The organism is Rhizobium sp. PP-F2F-G48, assembly GCF_004342335.1.
GTDB lineage: Bacteria > Pseudomonadota > Alphaproteobacteria > Rhizobiales > Rhizobiaceae > Ferranicluibacter.
Genome location: NZ_SLVH01000006.1, coordinates 42,845 through 63,789 on the forward strand (window position 1 = coordinate 42,845; position 20,945 = coordinate 63,789).

26 protein-coding genes and 1 other RNA gene are annotated in these 20,945 nt (G+C 64.8%); 7 read left to right on the forward strand and 20 right to left on the reverse strand.

Going from position 1 to position 20,945, the window contains the following annotated elements; genetic code table 11:
• Positions 1-2: 2 nt before the first annotated feature.
• The 9 genes from C8J36_RS14860 to ruvC form a co-directional block, all read right to left on the reverse strand.
• A complete protein-coding gene (locus C8J36_RS14860) occupies positions 3-317 on the reverse strand; it encodes a hypothetical protein (protein ID WP_132536010.1) in 315 nt (104 codons plus the stop codon).
• Entirely contained in the window at positions 317-532 is a 216-nt protein-coding gene (locus C8J36_RS14865) for a DUF2945 domain-containing protein (RefSeq protein ID WP_062595777.1), read from the reverse strand. The genes C8J36_RS14860 and C8J36_RS14865 overlap by 1 nt, the downstream gene beginning before the upstream one ends.
• A gap of 65 nt (positions 533-597) precedes the next feature.
• Entirely contained in the window at positions 598-1,107 is a 510-nt protein-coding gene (locus C8J36_RS14870) for an NUDIX hydrolase (protein ID WP_132536012.1), read from the reverse strand.
• Positions 1,107-1,973, reverse strand: a complete 867-nt coding sequence (locus C8J36_RS14875; protein ID WP_132536014.1) for a metallophosphoesterase — start codon at positions 1,971-1,973, stop codon at positions 1,107-1,109. Before C8J36_RS14875 ends, C8J36_RS14870 begins: the two co-directional genes overlap by 1 nt.
• Positions 1,974-3,014 carry a Holliday junction branch migration DNA helicase RuvB gene (ruvB, locus tag C8J36_RS14880; protein ID WP_062595780.1) on the reverse strand — a complete coding sequence of 347 codons (1,041 nt, stop codon included), beginning with the start codon at positions 3,012-3,014 and terminating at the stop codon, positions 1,974-1,976.
• Entirely contained in the window at positions 3,011-3,412 is a 402-nt protein-coding gene (locus C8J36_RS14885; RefSeq protein ID WP_062595781.1) for a type II toxin-antitoxin system VapC family toxin, read from the reverse strand. The genes ruvB and C8J36_RS14885 overlap by 4 nt, the downstream gene beginning before the upstream one ends.
• Positions 3,409-3,687: an AbrB/MazE/SpoVT family DNA-binding domain-containing protein gene (locus C8J36_RS14890; protein WP_110730005.1), complete on the reverse strand. Its 279-nt coding sequence runs from the start codon at positions 3,685-3,687 to the stop codon at positions 3,409-3,411. The genes C8J36_RS14885 and C8J36_RS14890 overlap by 4 nt, the downstream gene beginning before the upstream one ends.
• Before the next feature lie 75 nt (positions 3,688-3,762).
• Positions 3,763-4,380, reverse strand: a complete 618-nt coding sequence (gene ruvA / locus C8J36_RS14895) for a Holliday junction branch migration protein RuvA (protein WP_062595783.1) — start codon at positions 4,378-4,380, stop codon at positions 3,763-3,765.
• Between the two features lie 59 nt (positions 4,381-4,439).
• Complete coding sequence (gene ruvC / locus C8J36_RS14900; protein ID WP_062595784.1) at positions 4,440-4,964, reverse strand: crossover junction endodeoxyribonuclease RuvC; 525 nt, start codon at positions 4,962-4,964, stop codon at positions 4,440-4,442.
• A gap of 149 nt (positions 4,965-5,113) precedes the next feature.
• Between ruvC and C8J36_RS14905 the strand changes: the two genes are divergently transcribed.
• Entirely contained in the window at positions 5,114-6,112 is a 999-nt protein-coding gene (locus C8J36_RS14905) for an LLM class flavin-dependent oxidoreductase (protein ID WP_132536016.1), read from the forward strand.
• A gap of 7 nt (positions 6,113-6,119) precedes the next feature.
• Here C8J36_RS14905 and C8J36_RS14910 read toward each other — a convergent pair whose 3' ends face one another.
• From C8J36_RS14910 to C8J36_RS14955, 10 genes are all read right to left on the reverse strand, one after another.
• Positions 6,120-7,577, reverse strand: a complete 1,458-nt coding sequence (locus C8J36_RS14910; protein ID WP_165915064.1) for a diguanylate cyclase — start codon at positions 7,575-7,577, stop codon at positions 6,120-6,122.
• A 237-nt stretch (positions 7,578-7,814) separates the two neighbouring features.
• A complete protein-coding gene (locus C8J36_RS14915; protein ID WP_062595787.1) occupies positions 7,815-8,561 on the reverse strand; it encodes a YebC/PmpR family DNA-binding transcriptional regulator in 747 nt (248 codons plus the stop codon).
• Between the two features lie 106 nt (positions 8,562-8,667).
• On the reverse strand, positions 8,668-9,525 hold the full coding sequence (locus tag C8J36_RS14920; RefSeq protein WP_132536020.1) for an MBL fold metallo-hydrolase: 858 nt from the start codon (positions 9,523-9,525) through the stop codon (positions 8,668-8,670).
• A 113-nt stretch (positions 9,526-9,638) separates the two neighbouring features.
• Positions 9,639-9,935, reverse strand: a complete 297-nt coding sequence (locus tag C8J36_RS14925; RefSeq protein WP_132536022.1) for a BrnA antitoxin family protein — start codon at positions 9,933-9,935, stop codon at positions 9,639-9,641.
• Positions 9,922-10,176: a BrnT family toxin gene (locus tag C8J36_RS14930; protein WP_132536024.1), complete on the reverse strand. Its 255-nt coding sequence runs from the start codon at positions 10,174-10,176 to the stop codon at positions 9,922-9,924. Before C8J36_RS14930 ends, C8J36_RS14925 begins: the two co-directional genes overlap by 14 nt.
• A 122-nt stretch (positions 10,177-10,298) precedes the next feature.
• A complete protein-coding gene (locus C8J36_RS14935) occupies positions 10,299-11,123 on the reverse strand; it encodes a TIGR00282 family metallophosphoesterase (protein WP_062595791.1) in 825 nt (274 codons plus the stop codon).
• Positions 11,124-11,139: 16 nt separating this feature from the next.
• Complete coding sequence (locus C8J36_RS14940; protein ID WP_132536301.1) at positions 11,140-11,736, reverse strand: 5-formyltetrahydrofolate cyclo-ligase; 597 nt, start codon at positions 11,734-11,736, stop codon at positions 11,140-11,142.
• 151 nt (positions 11,737-11,887) lie between these two features.
• Positions 11,888-12,045: non-coding RNA, 6S RNA (gene ssrS / locus C8J36_RS14945), on the reverse strand.
• Between the two features lie 85 nt (positions 12,046-12,130).
• The gene (locus C8J36_RS14950; RefSeq protein ID WP_132536026.1) at positions 12,131-12,547 is read right to left on the reverse strand and encodes a cell division protein ZapA; all 417 of its coding nucleotides are present in this window, start codon (positions 12,545-12,547) and stop codon (positions 12,131-12,133) included.
• A gap of 56 nt (positions 12,548-12,603) precedes the next feature.
• Positions 12,604-12,876, reverse strand: coding sequence for a DUF4164 domain-containing protein (locus C8J36_RS14955; RefSeq protein ID WP_062595793.1), 273 nt, complete (start codon positions 12,874-12,876; stop codon positions 12,604-12,606).
• A 284-nt stretch (positions 12,877-13,160) separates the two neighbouring features.
• On the opposite strand from C8J36_RS14955, the gene tkt reads away from it, so the two are divergent.
• The 6 genes from tkt to C8J36_RS14985 all read left to right on the forward strand — a co-directional run bounded on the left by tkt (position 13,161) and on the right by C8J36_RS14985 (position 20,704).
• On the forward strand, positions 13,161-15,143 hold the full coding sequence (gene tkt, locus C8J36_RS14960; RefSeq protein ID WP_132536028.1) for a transketolase: 1,983 nt from the start codon (positions 13,161-13,163) through the stop codon (positions 15,141-15,143).
• A 134-nt stretch (positions 15,144-15,277) separates the two neighbouring features.
• Positions 15,278-16,288: a type I glyceraldehyde-3-phosphate dehydrogenase gene (gene gap, locus C8J36_RS14965; protein ID WP_062595795.1), complete on the forward strand. Its 1,011-nt coding sequence runs from the start codon at positions 15,278-15,280 to the stop codon at positions 16,286-16,288.
• A gap of 164 nt (positions 16,289-16,452) precedes the next feature.
• Positions 16,453-17,025, forward strand: a complete 573-nt coding sequence (locus tag C8J36_RS14970) for a putative glycolipid-binding domain-containing protein (protein WP_132536030.1) — start codon at positions 16,453-16,455, stop codon at positions 17,023-17,025.
• 29 nt (positions 17,026-17,054) lie between these two features.
• A complete protein-coding gene (locus C8J36_RS14975; protein WP_132536032.1) occupies positions 17,055-18,254 on the forward strand; it encodes a phosphoglycerate kinase in 1,200 nt (399 codons plus the stop codon).
• 221 nt (positions 18,255-18,475) lie between these two features.
• Positions 18,476-19,501, forward strand: coding sequence for a class I fructose-bisphosphate aldolase (locus tag C8J36_RS14980; protein ID WP_132536034.1), 1,026 nt, complete (start codon positions 18,476-18,478; stop codon positions 19,499-19,501).
• A gap of 282 nt (positions 19,502-19,783) precedes the next feature.
• Positions 19,784-20,704 (forward strand): PhzF family phenazine biosynthesis protein, encoded by a 921-nt coding sequence (locus tag C8J36_RS14985; protein ID WP_132536036.1) that lies wholly within the window; start codon positions 19,784-19,786, stop codon positions 20,702-20,704.
• Positions 20,705-20,735: 31 nt separating this feature from the next.
• Here the strand turns inward: C8J36_RS14985 and C8J36_RS24950 are convergent, their stop codons facing one another.
• Positions 20,736-20,891: a hypothetical protein gene (locus C8J36_RS24950; RefSeq protein WP_165915065.1), complete on the reverse strand. Its 156-nt coding sequence runs from the start codon at positions 20,889-20,891 to the stop codon at positions 20,736-20,738.
• Positions 20,892-20,945 lie beyond the last annotated feature (54 nt).

Consider the following 20,945-nt stretch of genomic DNA (forward strand, 5'->3'; position numbering starts at 1 on the left):
GCTCACGTCTCAAGCTTCTCCTTCTGCTTCTCCACCCAATCCCGTCCCGCATCGCCGCCCCAGAGCAGCCAGGCGATGTAGCCGGCGGACGGATTGTCGTCGTCGCCGAAATTCTTGGCGCGCTTGTCGACCTTGTGGCGGGAAAAGTAGCTCGACATGCGCTTGATCGTGTCGGGCGAAAGATGGATGCGGTTCTTGAGGTCGCGGGCGCGGGCGACGCCGATCTGCGTGCCGCCACGCTTGAATTTTTCGCGCAGCGTCAGGCCCTTCTCGGCTTGCCTGGCGACGGCGACCGGCGGAACATGATCGCCGGCCATCAGTGCGCACTCAGTTCCGAATGGCTCTTGAGCACATGCGCGCCATCTTCCTGGCTGATGAGATAGGCCGGCTCGTCGGTCGAGGCCTTGCGCTTGATCTTGTGGCCCTTGATCGTGCGTTCGACATCCTCGGTGAAGCTCTCGTCCACCTTGCCTTCTGCCGTGCCCTGCCCCCATTTCCAGGAAACGGTGGTGCCCTTCGTAAATTTCTTCATCGCTCGCTCCTCTGACGCGACGGTCGGTCGCTTGGACGAAATGCGCGCGCGGGAAACCGGTTCCGTCAGTCGCGGTCGAGATCGCCATCGTGCCAGACGACATGGCGGCTGGTCTCGGGCAGCGTCTCGATCTCCTCGGCGATGAAATAGGGCGGGATGTCGAGCGCGCGGAGCGCGGCGACGGTGGCGGGCACCCATTTGAATTCGAGATCGTTCTTGCCGTCGCGGTTGCGATGCACGATCTCGCTCGCGTGGAAGGGAAAGACCGACGGCACCGTCATCAGATAATAAAAGCCGATCTCGTGATAATCGCGCGCCTCGTAGCGGAAGAAGTTCTCGACCGTCCACAACAGGCGCCCCACCGCGACATCGACGCCCAGTTCCTCCTGCATCTCGCGCCGCAGCGTCGCCTCGGAGGTCTCGCCGATTTCGGCGCGACCGCCCGGAAAGGTCCAGAACGTCTCGTGCACCGCCCGATGGACGAGGACGTGCCCGTCGCGAAAGCCGAGCCCGGCGATGCGGAAATTGAACCGTCTGTCGCCGGCATCGAGCCGGACCATCTTGCGCTTCACCATCAGCCGAGCTCCACGACGGTTATTTCCGGCGGCGAACCGAGCCGGACGGGAATGGCGGATGTTCCAAGCCCGCCGGACACGACGAGATGGCGCCCCTCTTCCACGATGTGGCCATAGACATAGCGGCTGCCGAAACGGGAGGGAACGAAGGGGGAATAGCCGAACAGGCGGATCTGTCCGCCATGGGTGTGGCCCGACAGGGTGACCGCGACGCGCGCGGGAACGGTCGGGAAGACGTCGGGTTCATGCGCCATGAGGATGACCGGCGCCTCGTCCGTGACGCGCGCCAGCGTTCCCGCGAGATCGTCGAGGCCCCGCGCCGGCAGCAACTGATCCGCAAGACCGGCCAGCCAGAAGGCATGGCCATCCTTTTCGAGACGCACGGCGCGGTTTTCGTAGAGCGGCACGCCGAGACGATCGAGAACGTCCTTGACGACGCCGGGACGGCCGGTCTGCATGGCCCGGCGATCGTCCAGCCAATCGTGATTGCCCAGAATGGCGTGAACGCCGAGCGGCGCCTGCAGGGGCCGCAACGCCTCGCCCCAGGCCTCGGGCGGCACCAGCGACCCCAATTCCATGCCGGAGAGAAAGTCTCCGAGAAGCAGGATCATGTCACCGCCGATCCCGTTTGCCTGATGGGCGATCTCGGCGACGCGCGACGCCGGCATATAGGGATCGCAGGCGTGGATGTCGCTGATCAGCACGAGCCGCAGCCGCAACCCCTCGGGCCAGCCGGGCGGCACGATCCTGTAGCGGACGACGCGCGGCCGGCCGCGCGGCTCGATGCCGATGCCATAGGCGACCGTGGACAGGACCGCGACGACGAACCCGCCGAAGGTCTTGATGAACCCGCGCCGGGACAGCACTCACTCGTCCTCCTGGAACAGGCGGAATTGCGACGCCTCAAGATCCTTGGGCGGCACGAGGCCGAGATGCTTCCAGGCATTGACCGTGAGAACGCGGCCGCGCGGCGTGCGCTGGATGAAGCCCTGCTGGATCATATAGGGCTCGATGATATCCTCGATCGCATCGCGCGGCTCCGACAGGCCCGCCGCGATCGTCTCGATGCCGACGGGACCGCCGCCGAAATTGAGCGCGATCATGCTGAGGTAACGCTTGTCGAGCTGGTCGAGGCCCATATTGTCCACGAGCAGCCGCGTCAGGGCCTCGTCGGCGATCTGCCGCGTCACGGCCTCGGCCCGGGCGACCTGCGCGAAATCCCGCACCCGGCGCAAGAGCCGGCCGGCGATGCGCGGCGTTCCCCGCGCCCGTCGGGCGATTTCGCGCGCGCCCTCGTCGGTGATGGCCAGTCCCATCAGCCGCGCGCCGCGCCGCACGATCAGCTCCAGTTCCTCGACGGTGTAGAAGCTGAGCCGCACGGGAATGCCGAAACGGTCGCGCAGCGGCGTGGTGAGCAGCCCGAGCCGCGTGGTGGCGGCGACCAGCGTGAATTTCGACAGGTCGATCTTGACCGATCGCGCGGCCGGGCCTTCGCCGATGATGAGATCGAGCTGGAAATCCTCCATGGCGGGATAAAGGATTTCCTCGACCGCCGGATTGAGGCGGTGGATTTCATCGATGAAGAGCACGTCGCGCTCTTCGAGATTGGTCAAGAGCGCCGCGAGATCGCCGGCCTTGGCGATGACGGGGCCCGAGGTCGAGCGGAAATTGACGCCGAGTTCCTTCGCCATGATCTGCGCGAGCGTCGTCTTGCCGAGACCGGGCGGGCCGACGAACAGCACATGATCCAGCGCCTCGCCGCGATGCTTGGCCGCCTCGATGAAGACCTTCAGATTGGCCCGCGCCTCCGCCTGGCCGGTAAACTCGTCCAGCGACTGCGGCCGAAGCGCGGTATCGAGATCCTCGCCGCGTTTTTCGGGAGCGATCAGGCGGTCGTCGTCTATCATGCGAGGAGTTCCATTCCGGGGATGAGGCTGGCAGCCGTCCGGTCAAAGGTCACGGTCTTCTCGCAGCCGGCTTCGCGACACTTGAGAGCAATGAGGACATCGGCAAAATCCGACTTTCCACGCATCAGTTTCAAGGCGAACACGACGAGATCATGGGACTCGACAGACAAGCCGCGCACGCGAAGCAGCTTGCCGATGGCCTCGGCAACGTCTGCCCGGGAATATCCGTAGCGTGAGCGGAGCGCCCAGTCCAATTCGATCAGCGTAATGAGGGTGAGATGGCCGACGAAGGTATCGCCCATCTGCTCGCTGAACCGAAGAGCAAGGCGACGCTGTTCGGCGTCGTCATTGACGATCAGGCGCAAAATGACGTTCGTGTCGATACCGCATCGCCTCATGCGGCATCATCCCTCATGTTCCCAAGGCCGGACACATGCTGACCGGCGGCCTCCATAACAGCCTCATCCAGCTCTTGAAGAGACGCTTTGCCAGCAGGCGGATCACCCAGGAGACCAGCAAGCTCGCGAAAGTCGATATTCTTGGGTGTTATCACGACTTCGTTCCCCAAAACGCTCCATACAAGTTGGTCGCCCGCTCTGAGACCGAGAGCTTCGCGCGTTTCTTTCGGAATCGTGATCTGGCCTTTTGCCGTCATGGTCAGAATTTTCGTCATAAGATGCTCCTTTCCGACAAAATAGCATTTGTCAGACCAAACGGAAACAGGAGGAATTTGGCCAAGAGTAGACGACTACTGCGACAACTCCCTCAGGCCCAGGCGGATCAGCTTGGCACTATCCGCCCCCTCGCCGCCGTTGCGCAGGGCCGCGGCGATGGCGTTGGCGGCCTGGTCGCGGGAATAGCCGAGATTGGTGAGGGCGGAGACGGCGTCGGCCACCGGCGCGGGCACGGCGCCTTCGCCGAGTTCCTGCTTGAAGCCGATGCCGGCCGCGGCCTCGCCGGCAAAAGCCGGCGCCTTGTTCTTCAGCTCGGTGACGATGCGCACCGCGACCTTGGGGCCGACGCCCGGGGCGCGCGAGATCGACGTCTTGTCCTGCAGCGCGATGGCATTGGCAAGCTCGCCGGGCGTGAGAACCGAGAGCACGGCAAGCGCCACCTTGGCGCCGACGCCCTGCACACTCTGCAACAGCCGGAACCATTCGCGCTCCAGCGCGGAAAGAAAGCCGAACAGGCGCAGCTGGTCTTCCCGGACATAGGTCTCGATGAACAGCACTGCCGCCTCGCCGGCCGAGCCGAGCTTGCCGAGCGTGCGCGCCGAGCAATAGGCGACATAGCCGACGCCGTGGACGTCGATCACCACATGGTCGTCGCCGATCTCGTCGATCGTGCCCTTCAACTTGCCAATCATCCGCGTCGGTCCCCGAGTGAAAAACGATAACTTACAGGCGATCTCTCACGCCGGAACCGTTACGCGGTGGCCGCCGCAATGCGATGGGCGAGGCTGCCCGCGAAACTCTGGCGATTGTGCGCGTGGCAGATGGCGATGGCCAGCGCATCGGCGGCATCGTTACCCTTGAAGGTCGCCTTCGGCATCAGAACCTTGATCATCATGTGGATCTGCTGTTTTTCGCCATGCCCGACGCCGATCACCGATTTCTTGACCGCATTGGGCGCATATTCCGCGACCCTCAAGCCGGCACGGGCGGGCACAAGCATGGCAATGCCGCGCGCCTGTCCGAGCTTCAGCGTCGCCACCGCGTCCTTGTTGACGAAGGTCTGCTCGACGGCCGCTTCGTCCGGCTTGTGGAGATGAAGGACGTCGGCAAGCCCGTCATGCAGCTGGCAGAGACGCGAGGCGAGATCCGCATCGCCATCCGAAAGGATCGTGCCGGAACCCACGAAGCGCAACGTGTTGCCCAGCGTGTCGATCACGCCCCACCCCATGCGCCGGAGCCCGGGATCGATACCGATAATGCGAATCGTGGATTGCATGAAATCATCCTAGCCTTTGCACCCGGACGCTGCCAGCAAAATGTGAACAAAACAAAAACATCGGCAAGGCTCGTCAACGCCCTGCCCTTGGATTTGCCGCTGAGGCCTCTTACATGACAAGGACATTCATCCATTGAAGGCCGCTCGCCATGGTCCCCTTTTCCATTCTCGACCTGTCGCCCATCACGCAAGGCAGCACCGTTTCGCAGGCGCTCGACAACTCCCGGCGCCTGGCGCAGGAGGCGGAGCGCGCCGGGTACGAACGGTTCTGGCTGGCGGAACATCACGGCATGAGCGGCATTGCCAGTGCGGCGACCGCGCTCGTCATCTCGCATGTGGCGGCGGGAACGAAGACGATCCGCGTGGGGTCGGGCGGCATCATGCTTCCGAACCACGCGCCGCTCGTCATCGCCGAACAGTTCGGCACGCTCGCAGCGCTCTATCCCGGCCGGATCGACCTCGGCCTCGGCCGCGCGCCGGGCACGGACATGCGCACGGCGGCAGCACTCAGGCGCCATATGGAGGGCAGCGCCAATTCCTTCCCGAACGACGTGGTGGAATTGCAGGGGCTGCTCGGCATGCCGCGCGAGGGCGAGGTGATCGCCACGCCCGGTGCCGGGACCCATGTACCGATCTGGCTGCTCGGCTCCAGCCATTACAGCGCGCAGCTTGCCGGCATGCTCGGCCTGCCCTTTGCTTTCGCGTCGCATTTCGCGCCGGACATGCTGTTTTCGGCACTGGAGATCTATCGCGAACGTTTCGAGCCTTCCGCCATCCTTGACAAGCCCTATGCCATGGTCGGCATCATGGGCGTGGCGGCGGATACGGACGAAGAGGCGCGCCATCTCTTCACCTCGATGCAGCAATCCTTCGTGGCGCTGCGGCGCAATGCGCGGGGCCCGTTCCCGCCGCCGGTCGACAGCATGGACGGCCTTTGGAACGCATCGGAAAAGGGCTTTGTGGATCACGCGATGAGCTATGCGATCGTCGGCGGCCCGGAGACGGTGCGCCGCAAGACGCAGGCGTTCCTGGCCGATACGCGCGCGGACGAGCTGATCATCTCCATGCCCGTCTTCGACATGGATGCCCGTCTGAAATCGGTACGCCGTTTCGCGGAAGCGCGGCAGGAGCTTGCCGCCGCAGCCTGATGCCGGCTCAGCCGCGCAGGCTGGCGGCCATGCGGCGCAGATCGCCCGTGGCCGCGCCCGGCGTTTCCCGGTCGGGGCTTTGCCCGATGACGACCCGGCCGCGCCCGAGCGATTTCGCCGTGTAGAGTGCATCGTCCGCCGCGCGGAACGCGGCATCGCACGTGGTCGATCCATCCATGACCTGGCAGAGCCCGAACGAGGCGGCGATCTCGATCCGGTGTCCCGGCGGATAGGCGCCCGGCAGATACATCGGTGCCGACAGCGCCTCTCCCAGACTCAGACACGCGGCCTCAGCCTCGGTCAGGGTGACGGACGGCATGAGGACGGCGAACTCGTCGCCGCCGAGACGGAAGAGCCTGTCCTCCTTTCGCGCCGTGGCACGAAGCCGCGATGCGACCGCGCGCAGCAGATCGTCGCCGATCGCATGACCATAGGTGTCGTTGACGCCCTTGAACCCGTCGAGATCGAGGCAGGCGACGACGAGCGTGCCTCTGGCCACCTCCGTGTCATAGGTTCTGTCGAGCAGCGCCCGGTTAGCAAGGCCCGTGAGCACGTCATGCGTGGCGGCATGCGCCATCTGGCGCTCGCGCGTGACCAGCATCTGGGCGGTCGTCTGCGAGATACGCAGGAGGAGGATGCCGGCGGCCAGCAGCACGAAGAAGATCGTCAGGATCAGCGGCATCGCCTGGTAAAGCATGTCGCGCGCCGGCGTCGGCGGCCGCCAGGAGAGGACCTGCACCTCGCCATCCGGACCGACGGCGATTTCGGTGCGGGCCCGCTCGGGCGCGACCTCGGTCAAAGGGCTGACGCGGGCGTCGTCGAGCAGGAACCGCGTTCCGAAGAAATCCTGGAGGCTGCTGCCGATCGGCATGGCGGTGATGAGCACAGGCGCCCGATCGCCTTTCAACCGCGTCGTGCCGAAATCCGGCTGGAACAGACTGGCCGACAAAAGCACGGCATCCTGTCCGATGACCTCGATCCGGCTCGTTGAAATGGGCTGGGGAATGCCCGGCGCCTTCGGCGCCGTCTCGCGCCTGCGCACCTCGGCGACCAGCGTCCCGGTATCCGCAACGATCCGCGCGGCGCCCCTCGAAAAGAATGGCCGCAACGCGACCGTCTCGTCGGTCCGAGTGTAGAGAATGCTGTCGTCGGGCTTGAGGACCGCGGTAAAGCGCGTCCGCGAGGTGCCGGTGAGGGACGCGCCGATATTGCGATCCGTCCATTCGAAGTCGAACTGCGTGTCGAGCTTGGCGATCGCCTCATCCCAGATGGTCCAGGAGGTCAGCGCGAACTCGATATCGGCAATCCAGAGCGCGAGATTGCGCTTGACCAGCGTCTCCTGCTGAACCCGTGCCTCGCCATCGATCCGGGCTGCGCCATAATAGGGCACCGTCGCCATGGCGGCGATGAAAAGGGCGATGCCGCCAATGGCCGGCCCGACGAGTTTGAGGTGAACGAAGCGCAATCCCGGCCCGCTTTCCAATCCAGCTTTCAGGTGGGACCCGCACGAACGCCGTGCGCCGGACGCACGATTGCGCTTCCGCCGATCCATCAACCGATGCGGGAGAGGCCTCGATCACAACGAGGCGCCGGCAGCAGCGGACAGGCCGCATGCTGACGGACAGGTCTTACGATAAAGTTAGCACAGACGCAGGCATACACCAAAAACAATCGGCGAAACCCGCAATCTGCAACCTGCGGATCAGGCCGAAAGCTTGGCCATGACCTCGTCGGACACTTCGAAATTGGCGTAGACGTTCTGCACGTCGTCGTCGTCTTCCAGCGTATCGATGAGCTTCATCAGCGATTCCGCCCGCTCCTCATCGACCGGAACGCTGTTCTGTGCCTTCCAGATCGCCTTCACGGTCTCGGCTTCGCCGAGCGTCGCTTCCAGCGCCTTGGAGACCTCGCCGATATCCTCGAAGCCGCAGATGATGGTGTGGCCGTCCTCGTCGCTGGTGACATCCTCGGCACCGGCCTCGATGGCCGCTTCCATCACGGCATCCGCCGTTCCGACGTCGGCCTTGTAGGTGATTTCGCCGACACGATCGAAGGAGAAGGAGACCGAACCGGTTTCCCCCAGCGCCCCGCCGGCCTTGGTGAAGGTCGAGCGGACATTGGAGGCGGTGCGGTTGCGATTGTCGGTCAGCGCCTCAACGATCACGGCGACGCCGCCCGGGCCGTAGCCCTCGTACCGGATTTCGTCGTAGTTCTCGCTATCGGCACCGGACGCCTTCTTGACGGCGCGCTCGATATTGTCGCGCGGCATGGACTGCGCCTTGGCATTCTGGATGGCGAGACGCAGACGGGCGTTCATCGAGGGGTCGGGAAGGCCGGCCTTGGCGGCGACGGTGATTTCGCGCGCAAGCTTGGAAAACATCTTGGACCGCACCGCGTCCTGTCGGCCCTTGCGGTGCATGATGTTCTTGAACTGTGAATGGCCGGCCATGGCGCCCTCTTGGATAAACTCTGCCGATGATGGGATCGGGCCGCCTTATAATTTCATCCGGCCGGTTCGTCCAGCCTGTTGTCCGGCTCATCGTTGGCAGACAGCCTCAAAGCCCCTGGAGAACCATGATCAGAGGCTTCTTCGGCAAGGTCGCGAGAGAGACGGTGACTGTGGCGCTGTCGGCCGTCGTCCGGTCGAAGCCGGGGCCGAAGAGACCGAGGAAGCTCTCGACCGGCGGGCCGCGCCGGTGCATGGGCAGGATCAGCGCCGAGCGCAACCGGCTGACGACGCGCATCATGCTCTCCGCGCCCATGGTCAAACCGCCATCCACCGGCACCATCACGACATCCAGACGGCCGATTTCCGCATAATCCGTCTCGGCGAGTTCGTGATGCAGATGACCGAGATGCCCGATGCAGAGACCCGCGACCTCGAAGACGAAGATCGAATTGCCGTCCGGCTCCATCGCCCCGCCATAGCCGGCACGGATGTCGGTCGGTACATTGCGGATATAGGCGTCGCCGACGACGAGGTCGTGATCCGCAGCAGCGCCATTGTCGCCCCAGCCGTGCAGCACATGGGCGATCTCGGGCCCCGGCGTCAGCGTGTAATGGGTGGAATGCGCCTTGTTCATCGTCGCCACCAAAGGCGGCTGCGCCGGGCGGTGGAAGCCGGAATAATCGGTCGCGATCGTCACCCCCTCCGGCGTTTCGATGAGGAAGGTGGAGTGCCCGAGAAAGGTGATTGCGACCGTTTGGTCGCGCATGGCCGCCGGCTGCAGTGGCGGTGCGAAGGGACCGGCGCTCGCCAGGCGGACGAAACCGGCATCCGGCAGGGTTTGCGCGATGGCCTGGCACTGGCTGACGGCCGGCCGCTGCGGCGCTTGCGCCCGGGCAATCGGGGACAGCGCGAAAACCGCGACAGACGTCAAGAAACAGCAGGCGAAAGCGGCAGATCGCAGCATGGGACACCCTGACCCCGGTTCGGCGCGTGTTCGGCGGTCGGCTCAGGATATGCGCAGGCAGGGTGGGGTAAAGGGGCGCCGCGTCACAATCGCGTCATTGCAGGGGCGTGTGGTCAGAGCTTGGCGGCGCGCAGCACCTGATTGATCCGCTCTTCCCAGCCTTCGCCGGTTGCCCGGAATTTGGCCACAACATCACCGTCGAGATCGACGCGTTCCCTGGACGCCTCCGGCTCCGCCTCGGCCCGCCGGATGCTCTCGGCGAGATCGGGGAAGACCTCGGCGAAGGGGCGACCGGTTGCGATCTGCTCGTCCGTGAGTTCCGGATGATCGGGATCGGCGAGGATTTCCGCCTGGAGGTCGGCCTCTTCCTCGTCTGTCATGTCTCTATAGGCAGGTTTAGCCGTTGCCATAAGCACGTCTCTCCTTCTGGCTTGCCCGACGCATAGAAAGGACCGACAAGCCCTCCCGACCGAGCGGAATGAAGATCACGGAGACAAGATTGGGACCGAGCGGTCCGATCGCAATCTTTCGGCCGCGTTTCGCCTCGAAGACCTGCGCTGCCGCGAAGAACGACAGCTCGACGACGGCGAAATCATAACCGTGCTTCCGGATATTGCTCTGCCGTTTGATCTCGTCGAACACGATCCGCATGGATATCGTAACACACTCCGCCAGCCCGCCAAGCGTTCTCGATGGAGACCAGAAAACGCGCCGGAGCGGATGATGTCAATATGATGCGTGCCTAATGTATCACGACTGACCGATCCGCACCCTCACGCCCAGAACGACGGCACGGTCTCCGAAAGGCGCGGGCCGATGCGCAAGGGGGCGATGGCTTCGGCAAGGCCGGTGCGGTCGGAGATCTCCACGCCGACGCCGCAGAGGGTGGCGGGGCCGGAGGCCGCTTCGAAGCGGCCCTTGGGCATCTTGGAAATGAAGCGGTTGAGCGGCTCTTCCTTTTCCATGCCGAGCGACGAATCGTAGTCGCCGCACATGCCAGCGTCGGACAGATAGGCGGTGCCGCCGTTGAGGATCTGGTGGTCGGCGGTGGGAACATGGGTGTGGGTGCCGACGACGAAGCTGGCACGGCCATCGACGAAATGGCCGAAGCACTGCTTTTCGCTGGTCGCCTCGGCATGGAAATCGAACACGATCGCATCCGCCTGCTCTTTCAGCGGACAGGCGGCGAGAATGGCCTCGGCCGACTTGAAGGGGTCGTCGAGCTCGGGATGCATGAACACGCGGCCCATGATGTTGGCGACGAGGACGCGCGCGCCGTTGCGGGCGAAATAGAGGCCGGAACCGCGGCCGGGCGTGCCGGCGGGATAGTTGGCCGGCCGCAGGAACTGGTCGTGCCGCTGGCAGAAGGTCACCGCCTCCTTCTGGTCCCAGACATGGTTGCCGGTGGTGACGACATCGGCGCCGGCATTGATCGTTTCCAGAAAGATATCTTCGGTGATGCCGAAGCCGCCGGCCGCGTTCTCGCCATTGACGATGACGAAGTCGAGTTTGAGGTCGGAGACGAGGCCCGGAAGCTTCTCCCAGACGGCCGTCCGGCCCGTCTTGCCCACCATGTCGCCGAGGAACAGAAGTCTCATGTCAGATCGATCTCGCTTACAGAGCGCCGCGCATCTCGATCAGGCCTTCCTCTGTCAGAATGGCATCGAGCGGGATGTCGTGCGGCTCAAAAGGCACTGATGCCACTTCCTGGCAGGCGAATGCAATCCCGATCAAGCGCGGTCGCGTTCCCAGCGCGTCGAGGCGGGCGATCGCGCGGTCGTAGTGACCGGCGCCATAACCGATCCGGTGGCCGCCGCGATCGAACGCCGAGAGCGGCACCAGCATGACTTCCGGATCGACCACCGGCGCGGTCTCGCCCGGCCCCGCAGTGCCGAAGCCGGTCTTCACGATCGGCGCGCCGACCGGGTAATCGCGGAAAACGATGGTTTCGCGATCAAGGACGACGGGCAGGCAAAGGCCGGCACCCTGGCGACGGAGTTCTTCCATCAGCGGGCGGATATCGGGTTCGGAGCGGATCGGCCAGAAGCCGGAGACCAGAGCGCCATCGATCTCGAAGGCGTCGCGAAACGCCGGCGCGGAGACATGGTCGAGCATGGCGGCGGCACCGGCCGCACGCACATCCGGGGACAGGGCGTCTCGCAGCGCCAGCCGCTCGGCGCGCAGCAGCGCCTTCCGTTCTCGCAAAGTCAGCGTCATGGTCCACTCCTCATCTCCACGCGGTTTGAACCCTGCGGAGGCGGAGATCAAGCCGGGGAAACCTGGGGGATGTCAGGGCGAGGAGACGCAGGACTGCGTGCAAGGCGGTGGCCCCTTGCCGGTTCGGCAGTCACGGAAGAGAAAAGTGCGATCCACACGACCGATGGATGTTTACGATCCTGGGTGCCTACAAACGTAGGTGGGCGCCATATGCCCAGGCCCACGAGCCTGGACAGGGACAGCTCCCGTTGGATCGAGTATGGCCCCAGGGATTGTGGTTCCTGTCGTGAAGCGCAGACCGCAACCCGAATATAGAGTGCTTCGGTGCGGCATGCCAGAGGCGATTGCGAAATCGGCGTGGCAGGGGCGCTCTTGCGAAAAAAGACGCCTAGCGCGGATGCGCCGGGGGATGCGCCGTGGGATGGGCGGGCTGGGCCGGAGGCGTCGGGCGATTGACGATGCGGGCGGCCAGCCCCTGGATCTGGGTGGTGACTTCGGTCAGCGCAGACGCCAGCGCCTCCTCGGCATCGGCCTGCTCGGCGACGGCGGCATCGCGGGCCCGCTTCAGCCCGTCCACCTCGGTTTCCAGCGCCTTCAGCCGGCGATCCACCTCGGAGAGTTCGTCCGTCACCATGATGGCGGCCATCACCGTCAGGCGAAGATCGCCGATCTCGCCGAACTGGCCCTTGAGATGGCTGACATACTGGTCGAAGCGGGCGGCGAGATCGGTGAGATGATCCTCCTGCCCTTCCTCGCAGGCCATGCGATAGGCCTTGCCGTCGATCGTCACGGTGACTTGCGCCATTGGCTAACTCCCGGCCCGAGGCCCGTTGACGGAAGATATCGGGATCACCGGGCGCATCATCGGTCGAGAACCGCGCGGATGGTTTCCATCGCGGTCACGAGACGGCGGGAAACCTCGCGGTTGACCTCTTCGAGGCGGTTGGCGCGAAACTGCGACTGGTCGAGTTCCTGGGCGAGCCGCGCCCTGTCCGTGTTGACCCGGCGAACCTCGCCCTCGATCTCCACCCGGTCGCGTTCGCGGTCCAGCCGGCCGTCGATCGCGCTTTCCAGACCGGTCACAGCCCCCTTCAGCGCGTCGATTGCCGCCCTGACTGTCTTTCCTGCCGCCATCGTGTCTGCTTCCAATCCATGGCCGGGGCACCGAATCGGCAAGCTGCACCCTCGACAAAGCCAATCGCAGTATTAGACTCAATCCATCGGACGATACAACGCCGGCCTGTCAGCTTCAGGCTGGAAGCTGTGGATCAAGCACGATTTTTCGCGCTTCGACAGCGATGAGACGCCTGCCGTCTTTGTTGACTCCACCGGGCGAGGTGCTATGTCTCACCCGCTTCCGATGCGGTCTTTGGAGGATAGAGACCGTTCCCTGATCATCAAGCTTAAGCGGAACAGTCATGATCTCGAATGAACAACACGACCGGATGGCGAATGCGATCCGTTTTCTGGCCATGGATGCGGTGGAGAAGGCCAATTCCGGCCACCCCGGCCTTCCCATGGGAGCGGCGGATATCGCGACCGTTCTTTTCACCAAATACCTGAAGTTCGACCCCAAGAACCCCCATTGGCCTGACCGCGACCGTTTCGTCCTGTCGGCCGGCCATGGCTCGATGCTGCTCTATGCCCTGCTCTACCTCACCGGTTATCCGGATATGACCATCGAGGACATCAAGCAGTTCCGCCAGCTCGGCTCCAAGACCGCCGGCCATCCGGAATTCGGCCATGCCACGGGCATCGAGACGACGACCGGCCCGCTCGGCCAGGGCATTGCCAATGCCGTGGGCATGGCGATTGCCGAGCGTAAGCTCGAACAGGAATTCGGCTCGGACCTGCAGGACCACTACACTTACGCGCTGTGCGGCGACGGCTGCCTCATGGAAGGCATCAGCCACGAGGCGATCGCGCTCGCCGGGCACCTGAAGCTGAACAAGCTCGTGCTCTTCTGGGACAACAACTCGATCACCATCGACGGCGCCGTCTCGCTGTCGGACTCGACCGACCAGGTCGCCCGCTTCAAGGCGGTGCACTGGAACACGATCGAAGTCGACGGCCATGACCAGAAGGCCATCTCCGACGCCATCGAAGCCGCGCATACATCCGACCGCCCGACCTTCATCGCCTGCAAGACCGTCATCGGCTTCGGCGCACCGAACAAGGCCGGCACCCACAAGGTTCACGGCTCGCCGCTCGGTGCGGAAGAAATCGCCGCGACCCGCAAGGCGCTGAACTGGGAATCGGAAGCCTTCGACACGCCGGCCGACGTTCTCGATGCCTGGCGCAGTGCCGGCGAGCGTTCGGTCCAGGCCCGCAAGGCCTGGGAATCGCGCCTGTCGTCCACGGATGACGCCAAGAAGGCCGAGTTCACCCGCCGCTTCGCCGGCGCGCTGCCGGCCGGCTTCGACAAGGCCATCGACGACTACAAGAAGAAGCTCGCCGAAAAGCCCCCGACCATTGCGACCCGCAAGGCATCGGAAGATGCGCTGGAAGTCATCAACGGCTTCCTGCCGGAAACGCTGGGCGGCTCTGCCGACCTGACGCCGTCCAACAACACCAAGACCAGCCAGATGACGTCGATCACCCCGACGGATTTCGGCGGCCGCTACATGCACTGGGGCATCCGCGAACACGGCATGGCTGCGGCCATGAACGGCGTCGCGCTTCACGGCGGACTGATCCCCTACTCCGGCGGCTTCATGATCTTCTCGGACTACTGCCGTCCGTCGATCCGCCTGGCCGCGCTGATGGGCATCCGCGTCATCCACGTGCTGACGCATGACAGCATCGGCGTGGGCGAAGACGGCCCGACGCACGAGCCGGTCGAGCATATGGCAGCACTTCGGGCGATCCCGAACCTGTTGATGTTCCGCCCGGCCGACGCCGTGGAAACGGCGGAATGCTGGCAGCTGGCGCTGGAAGACGGCAAGCGGCCCTCGGGCCTGGCGCTGACCCGCCAGAACCTGGCGCCGGCCCGCACCACCTATTCGCAGGAAAACCTCTGCGCCAAGGGTGCCTACGAGCTGATCGCCGCCGATAACGCCAAGGTCTCGATCTTCGCCTCCGGCTCGGAAGTCGAGATCGCCGTCAAGGCGGCCGCCGACCTCAAGGCCAAGGGCATCGCCGCCCGCGTCGTATCCGTGCCGTGCTTCGAACTCTTCGAAGACCAGCCGGAAGACTACCAGGCGGCCGTGATCGGCACCGCGCCCGTCAAGATCGCGGCGGAAGCCGCCGTCCGCCAGGGCTGGGATCGCTTCATCGGCAATGACGGCGCCTTTGTCGGCATGCACTCCTTCGGTGCGTCCGGCCCTGCCAAGGATCTCTTCAAGCACTTCGGCATCACCTCGGACGCGATCGTCGCGGCTGCGGAAGCCAAGCTCGCCTAACCACCTCCCAGAAGGGGCATGCGCGCTCGCGCATGCCCGATGACGACGCATGAACCCGGGACGTTTCTTCAGACACGTCTTCGTACCTGACACGCCTTCTCACCCGACACGCCTTCTCAAAGGAGAGAGCCTTTATGACAGTGAAAGTCGCCATCAACGGCTTCGGCCGCATCGGCCGCAACGTGCTTCGCGCCATCGTCGAATCCGGCCGCACCGACATCGAAGTCGTTGCGATCAACGATCTCGGCCCGGTCGAAACCAACGCCCATCTGCTGCGCTACGACTCGATCCACGGCAAGTTCCCCGCGACCGTCGAAGTCCAGGGCGACTCGATCATCGTCAACGGCGGCAAGCCGATCAAGGTGACGGCCGTTCGCAACCCGGCCGAACTGCCGCACAAGGATCTCGGCGTCGACATCGCGCTCGAGTGCACCGGCATCTTCACCGCCCGCGACAAGGCCGCCGCCCACCTGCAGGCCGGCGCCAAGAGCGTCATCATCTCGGCACCGGCCGACGGCGCCGACCTGACCGTCGTCTACGGCGTCAACCACGACCAGCTGACCAAGGAACACACGGTCATCTCCAACGCGTCGTGCACCACGAACTGCCTCGTGCCGGTGGTCAAGGTTCTCAACGACGTGATCGGCATCGATCACGGCTTCATGACCACGATCCACTCCTACACGGGCGACCAGCCGACGCTCGACACCATGCACAAGGACCTGTACCGCGCCCGCGCCGCAGCCCTGTCCATGATCCCGACCTCCACCGGTGCCGCCAAGGCCGTCGGCCTGGTGCTGCCGGAGCTGAAGGGCAAGCTGGACGGCACGTCGATCCGCGTTCCCACGCCGAACGTTTCGGTCGTGGACTTCAAGTTCGTCGCCAAGCGCGACACGAGCGTCGCCGAAATCAACGACGCCATCAAGGCGGCCTCGAACGGCAAGCTGAAGGGCATCCTCGGCTATACGGACGAGCCGCTGGTGTCCCGCGACTTCAACCATGACAGCCATTCCTCGATCTTCGCCATCGACCAGACCAAGGTTCTCGAAGGCAATTTCGTGCGCATCCTGTCCTGGTACGACAATGAATGGGGCTTCTCCAACCGCATGTGCGACACGGCCGTCGCCATGGGCAAGCTGCTCTGAGACGATCGAAAGCCCCGGGCGCCTCAGGCGGCCCGGGGTTTTTTTCATCTGCGGCACGTCGTCGCCCGCGCACCCCCGTGCACCCCGTCAACGCCGCCCTGACCTCCCGGTCCGGCGCGCCGACCGCCTGCAACGCCTCGGCACAGGAAGGCTAGGATCTCCCGATGTTTCGCCCGCTGCAGCCAACCACCGTGCGCTGGCGTCCGCTTGAGGGCGAGGGTCTGGAGCATCTGACGGTGATGCCGCGAAACGGACCGCAACCCGGCATCCGGATCACCTCCGTCGTCATCGGCGCACGCGCCGGCATCCCCTACGGCGTCCGTTATACGATCGATTGCGACCCGCACTGGACGACGACGGCGTTGACGCTTTCGACCACCACCGGCCTCCACCTCTCGCTCGTCTCGGATGGCCTCGGCCACTGGCAGGACGGCGACGGACAGGCCCTGCCGGCATTCGACGGCTGCATCGACGTCGATCTCGCCGGAACGCCCTTCACCAACACGCTGCCGATCCGAAGGCTCTCCCTGCGCCCCGAGGACGGCACCCGCAGCCTCGATATGCTCTACATCCCCTTCGACACCTTCGAGCCCCTGCGCGACGGCCAGCACTACACCTGCCTGACGCAGGACCGGCTCTATCGCTACGAGGCTGCCGACCGCAGCTTCACGGCCGAGCTGCCGCTCGATGCGGATGGCCTCGTGCTGGACTATCCCACGCTTTTCATTCGAACCTGACCCGATCAGACGCAACTGGAGACGACCCCATGACCTTCAAGACCCTCGATGACCTGACCGACATCGCCGGCAAGCGCGTGCTCGTGCGCGTCGATCTGAACGTGCCGACCAAGGACGGCAAGGTGACCGATGCGACCCGCATCGAGCGCGTCGTGCCGACGATCCGCGAACTCTCCGAAAAGGGCGCCAAGGTCATCCTGCTCGCCCATTTCGGCCGTCCCAAGGGCGAACCGGTCGCCGACATGTCGCTGGAGCCGATCGCCGCCGCCGTCGAGGACATCATCGACCAGCGCGTTCATTTCGCTGCCGACAGCATCGGCGAAACGGCGGCAAGCGCCGTTGCCGGCCTCGAGAACGGCGACATCCTGCTGCTCGAAAACACCCGCTTCCACAAGGGCGAGGAAAAGAACGACGCCGCATTCACCAAGGCGCTGGCCGCCAACGGCGACATCTATGTCAACGACGCCTTCTCCGCCGCGCACCGCGCCCATTCCTCGACGGAAGGTCTCGCGCACCTGCTGCCGGCCTACGCCGGCCGGACCATGCAGGCCGAGCTCGAAGCGCTGGAAGCCGGCCTCGGCAATCCCAAGCGTCCCGTCGTCGCCATCGTCGGCGGCGCCAAGGTGTCCACGAAGATCGATCTGCTCACCAACCTCGTGAAGAAGGTGGACGCGCTGGTCATCGGTGGCGGCATGGCCAACACCTTCCTCGCCGCCCAGGGCATCGATGTCGGCAAGTCGCTCTGCGAGCATGATCTGGCGGACACCGCGCGCAGCATCCTTGCCGAAGCGGAAACATCGGGCTGCGCCATCGTGCTGCCGGTGGACGGCGTGATCGCGCGCGAATTCAAGGCCGGGGCCGCCAACGAGGTGGTCGACATCAAGGCGATTCCCGCCGACGCCATGGTTCTCGATGTCGGTGCGAAGTCGATCGCAGCCGTCAACGACTGGGTCAGCAAGGCGGAGACGCTCGTCTGGAACGGCCCGCTCGGCGCCTTCGAGATCGCCCCCTTCGACAAGGCGACGGTGGCCGTCGCCAAGCATGCGGCCTCGCGCACGAAGAGCGGCGCGCTCGTCTCGGTCGCCGGCGGCGGCGATACGGTTTCGGCCATGAACCATGCCGGCGTTGCCGACGACCTGACCTATGTCTCCACCGCCGGCGGCGCCTTCCTCGAATGGATGGAGGGCAAGCCGCTGCCCGGCGTCGATGTCCTCCACCAGCAGAAGTAACCGAACCCGACGCCTGCAGGAGACGCGTGACATTCATGCGTCTCCTGCGTGCAGACGTTCCAAAGCGCTTGCACTCGATTTGGCACAGACGATTTGCGAAACCGCAAGTAATTCAACCGATTAAATTATTTTCAATCGGTTTAAATATTTTAATTTATTTTGCATCCCTTTCGACATCTGCTATTCCGGGAAGCAGATAAGCCAAGCCGGAGAGATGGATCATGACCGAGAGACTGGAAGATATTGCCGCAGCGATGATGGCAAAGGGACAGGGTCTCCTGGCTGCCGACGAATCCACCGCGACCATCGGCAAGCGCTTCGACACGATCGGCCTTGCTTCCAGCGAGACCTCGCGCCGCGATTATCGCGAGATGCTGTTTCGCGCCGACGAGGCCATGAAAGCCCACATTTCCGGCGTCATCCTCTATGAGGAAACCCTGTTCCAGAAGGCCGCCGACGGCACGCCCTTCGTCGATATCATCCGCGCCGCCGGCGCCGTTCCCGGCATCAAGGTCGATACCGGCGCCAAGCCGATGGCGAAGTTTCCGGGCGAAACCATCACCGAAGGCCTCGATGGCCTCGCCGACCGCCTGAAGACATATTACGAGGCCGGCGCCCGCTTCGCCAAGTGGCGCGGCGTCATCGCCGTCTCCGACACGCTGCCGACCTTCGGCTCGGTCAAGGCCAACGCCCAGGCGCTCGCCCGCTACGCCGCCCTCTGCCAGGACGCCGGCATCGTGCCGATCGTCGAGCCGGAAGTGCTGATGGACGGCGTCCCCGGCGACCACACGATCGAGCGTTCGGCCGAAGTGACCGAGGAAACGCTGCGCATCGTCTTTGCCGAACTGGCCGACGCTCGCGTCTCGCTCGAAGGCATGATCCTGAAGCCGAGCATGGTCATCGACGGCAAGAAGGCCCGCAAGGCGAGCGTCGAACAGGTGGCCGAGCGCACGGTCGCCGTGCTCAAGCGCACCGTCCCCTCCGCCGTCCCCGGCATCGCCTTCCTCTCCGGCGGCCAGTCCACGGAAGAAGCGACCGCCCACCTCTCCGCCATGATCGCCGGCTACGACCTGCCCTGGGGCATGACCTTCTCCTACGGCCGCGCGCTGCAGACCGAAGCGCTGAATGCCTGGCAGGGCAAGGCCGAGAACGTCGCGGCCGGCCAGCGTGCCTTCACCCACCGCGCTCGCATGTGCGGCCTGGCGGCCCTCGGCGGCTGGAAAAAGGATCTCGAAAAAGCGGCCTGATCGCCGCCTGGTTCGACCATTTCTGCACGGTTTCCTTCGGGACGCCGGCACACACCTTCTGGGAGGGAGGGGACCTGGCCGCCATGTGCGGCCGGGTTTTTTTGTGCTTATGGCGGCATCGGAGCGCAGACGATGATGCCGCGCCCGGAATTGTCACGGTCACAAGTCTGCCGTTTCGCAGACGCCCTCTTCGACGCTAGATATGTCCCGTGAGCAGGGGTTCACAGCAAAGTTTCCAGAACTTTGTTTTCGTTAGCTTCAACGAACCGGGAAGCCTTCGCCATGGCCCAGTACCATTTCATCACCGTCGACGTGTTCACGCGCACGCGCTTCACCGGCAATCAACTGGCTGTCTTCCCAGACGCGCGCGGGCTCGACAGCGAGACCATGCAGGCGATCGCCCGCGAGTTCAAATATTCCGAGATCACCTTCGTGCTGCCGCCGGCCGACCCCGCCAACACGGCGGAGGTCCGCATCTTCACCCCCAATGCCGAGCTTCCCTTCGCCGGCCATCCGAATGTCGGCACCGGCTTCGTCCTGGCACGAGAGAACGGCGTCTTCGGCCGCAAACCGGGCGACAGTCTTCGTTTCGAGGAAAAGGCCGGCCTCGTCGAGGTGGCCGTGCACCGCGATGCCACTGGCGCCGTCTCCGGCACCGCCATCATCGCACCGGAGCCTCTGTCGGTCGCAGACAGCGTGCCCGCCGAACGGCTGGCGTCGATCGTCGGCCTGCCGCCGGAAGGCGTCGCGACGCAGAACCACGCGCCTCTCCTCCTGTCCGTCGGCGTGCCTTTCGTCGTCGCCGAGATCCGCGATATCGAGACCCTGGCGACGGCCAGGCCGGATACGGCGCGCTTCGCAGAGGCCGCACAGCACTATGCGAGCCTTGCCGGCCGGCTGTCGGTGTTCCTCTATGTCCGGCCCGCCGCGACGCCGTGGCAGTTGCGCGCCCGGATGTTCGCGCCGCTCGGCGAGATCCCCGAGGACCCGGCGACGGGCAGCGCCTCGGCGGCGCTCGCCGCCTATCTCGTCTCGCGCGAGACCGACCCCGCCGAGACCACGGAGATGACGATCGACCAGGGCGTGGACATGGGGCGCCCGAGCCATATCCGCCTGCGGGTGACCGCGGCGGACGCCGGGCCGTCCCGCGTGCATGTCATCGGCGACTGCGTCGAGGTGATGCGCGGCGTGCTCACCGTGTGAGCCTCCTGCGCAACGCACCACAGGACGGGCGTCAGGGCCTGATCAGCACCATCAGCATCATCATGGCGATGGCGGCGACCGCGACCTTCCAGAAATCGCGGCGATAGCGAAGCCCCGGCCATCCCAGCGGCTTCACCAGCTGGACCATCATCACGGCAAGAAGCAGGAGGGAGAGCGCTTTCGACATCGCCGCGACCTTAGAGGAAATTACGCGGCCATGCGACGCGCTTTCGTCTGGGCC

What these genes read in the sequence shown, in the direction of transcription:
- C8J36_RS14985 (WP_132536036.1), top strand. Translation starts at nt 19,784, where the DNA reads ATGGCCCAGTACCATTTCATCACCGTCGACGTGTTCACGCGCACGCGC.
- C8J36_RS14925 (WP_132536022.1), bottom strand. Translation starts at nt 9,935, where the DNA reads ATGGCAACGGCTAAACCTGCCTATAGAGACATGACAGACGAGGAAGAG.
- C8J36_RS14930 (WP_132536024.1), bottom strand. Translation starts at nt 10,176, where the DNA reads ATGCGGATCGTGTTCGACGAGATCAAACGGCAGAGCAATATCCGGAAG.
- C8J36_RS14955 (WP_062595793.1), bottom strand. Translation starts at nt 12,876, where the DNA reads ATGGCGGCAGGAAAGACAGTCAGGGCGGCAATCGACGCGCTGAAGGGG.
- C8J36_RS14935 (WP_062595791.1), bottom strand. Translation starts at nt 11,123, where the DNA reads ATGAGACTTCTGTTCCTCGGCGACATGGTGGGCAAGACGGGCCGGACG.
- gap (WP_062595795.1), top strand. Translation starts at nt 15,278, where the DNA reads ATGACAGTGAAAGTCGCCATCAACGGCTTCGGCCGCATCGGCCGCAAC.
- C8J36_RS14915 (WP_062595787.1), bottom strand. Translation starts at nt 8,561, where the DNA reads ATGGCCGGCCATTCACAGTTCAAGAACATCATGCACCGCAAGGGCCGA.
- C8J36_RS24950 (WP_165915065.1), bottom strand. Translation starts at nt 20,891, where the DNA reads ATGTCGAAAGCGCTCTCCCTCCTGCTTCTTGCCGTGATGATGGTCCAG.
- C8J36_RS14920 (WP_132536020.1), bottom strand. Translation starts at nt 9,525, where the DNA reads ATGCTGCGATCTGCCGCTTTCGCCTGCTGTTTCTTGACGTCTGTCGCG.
- ruvC (WP_062595784.1), bottom strand. Translation starts at nt 4,964, where the DNA reads ATGCAATCCACGATTCGCATTATCGGTATCGATCCCGGGCTCCGGCGC.
- tkt (WP_132536028.1), top strand. Translation starts at nt 13,161, where the DNA reads ATGATCTCGAATGAACAACACGACCGGATGGCGAATGCGATCCGTTTT.
- C8J36_RS14975 (WP_132536032.1), top strand. Translation starts at nt 17,055, where the DNA reads ATGACCTTCAAGACCCTCGATGACCTGACCGACATCGCCGGCAAGCGC.
- C8J36_RS14885 (WP_062595781.1), bottom strand. Translation starts at nt 3,412, where the DNA reads ATGAGGCGATGCGGTATCGACACGAACGTCATTTTGCGCCTGATCGTC.
- ruvB (WP_062595780.1), bottom strand. Translation starts at nt 3,014, where the DNA reads ATGATAGACGACGACCGCCTGATCGCTCCCGAAAAACGCGGCGAGGAT.
- C8J36_RS14870 (WP_132536012.1), bottom strand. Translation starts at nt 1,107, where the DNA reads ATGGTGAAGCGCAAGATGGTCCGGCTCGATGCCGGCGACAGACGGTTC.
- C8J36_RS14860 (WP_132536010.1), bottom strand. Translation starts at nt 317, where the DNA reads ATGGCCGGCGATCATGTTCCGCCGGTCGCCGTCGCCAGGCAAGCCGAG.
- C8J36_RS14950 (WP_132536026.1), bottom strand. Translation starts at nt 12,547, where the DNA reads ATGGCGCAAGTCACCGTGACGATCGACGGCAAGGCCTATCGCATGGCC.
- C8J36_RS14865 (WP_062595777.1), bottom strand. Translation starts at nt 532, where the DNA reads ATGAAGAAATTTACGAAGGGCACCACCGTTTCCTGGAAATGGGGGCAG.
- ruvA (WP_062595783.1), bottom strand. Translation starts at nt 4,380, where the DNA reads ATGATTGGCAAGTTGAAGGGCACGATCGACGAGATCGGCGACGACCAT.
- C8J36_RS14980 (WP_132536034.1), top strand. Translation starts at nt 18,476, where the DNA reads ATGACCGAGAGACTGGAAGATATTGCCGCAGCGATGATGGCAAAGGGA.
- C8J36_RS14890 (WP_110730005.1), bottom strand. Translation starts at nt 3,687, where the DNA reads ATGACGAAAATTCTGACCATGACGGCAAAAGGCCAGATCACGATTCCG.
- C8J36_RS14970 (WP_132536030.1), top strand. Translation starts at nt 16,453, where the DNA reads ATGTTTCGCCCGCTGCAGCCAACCACCGTGCGCTGGCGTCCGCTTGAG.
- C8J36_RS14905 (WP_132536016.1), top strand. Translation starts at nt 5,114, where the DNA reads ATGGTCCCCTTTTCCATTCTCGACCTGTCGCCCATCACGCAAGGCAGC.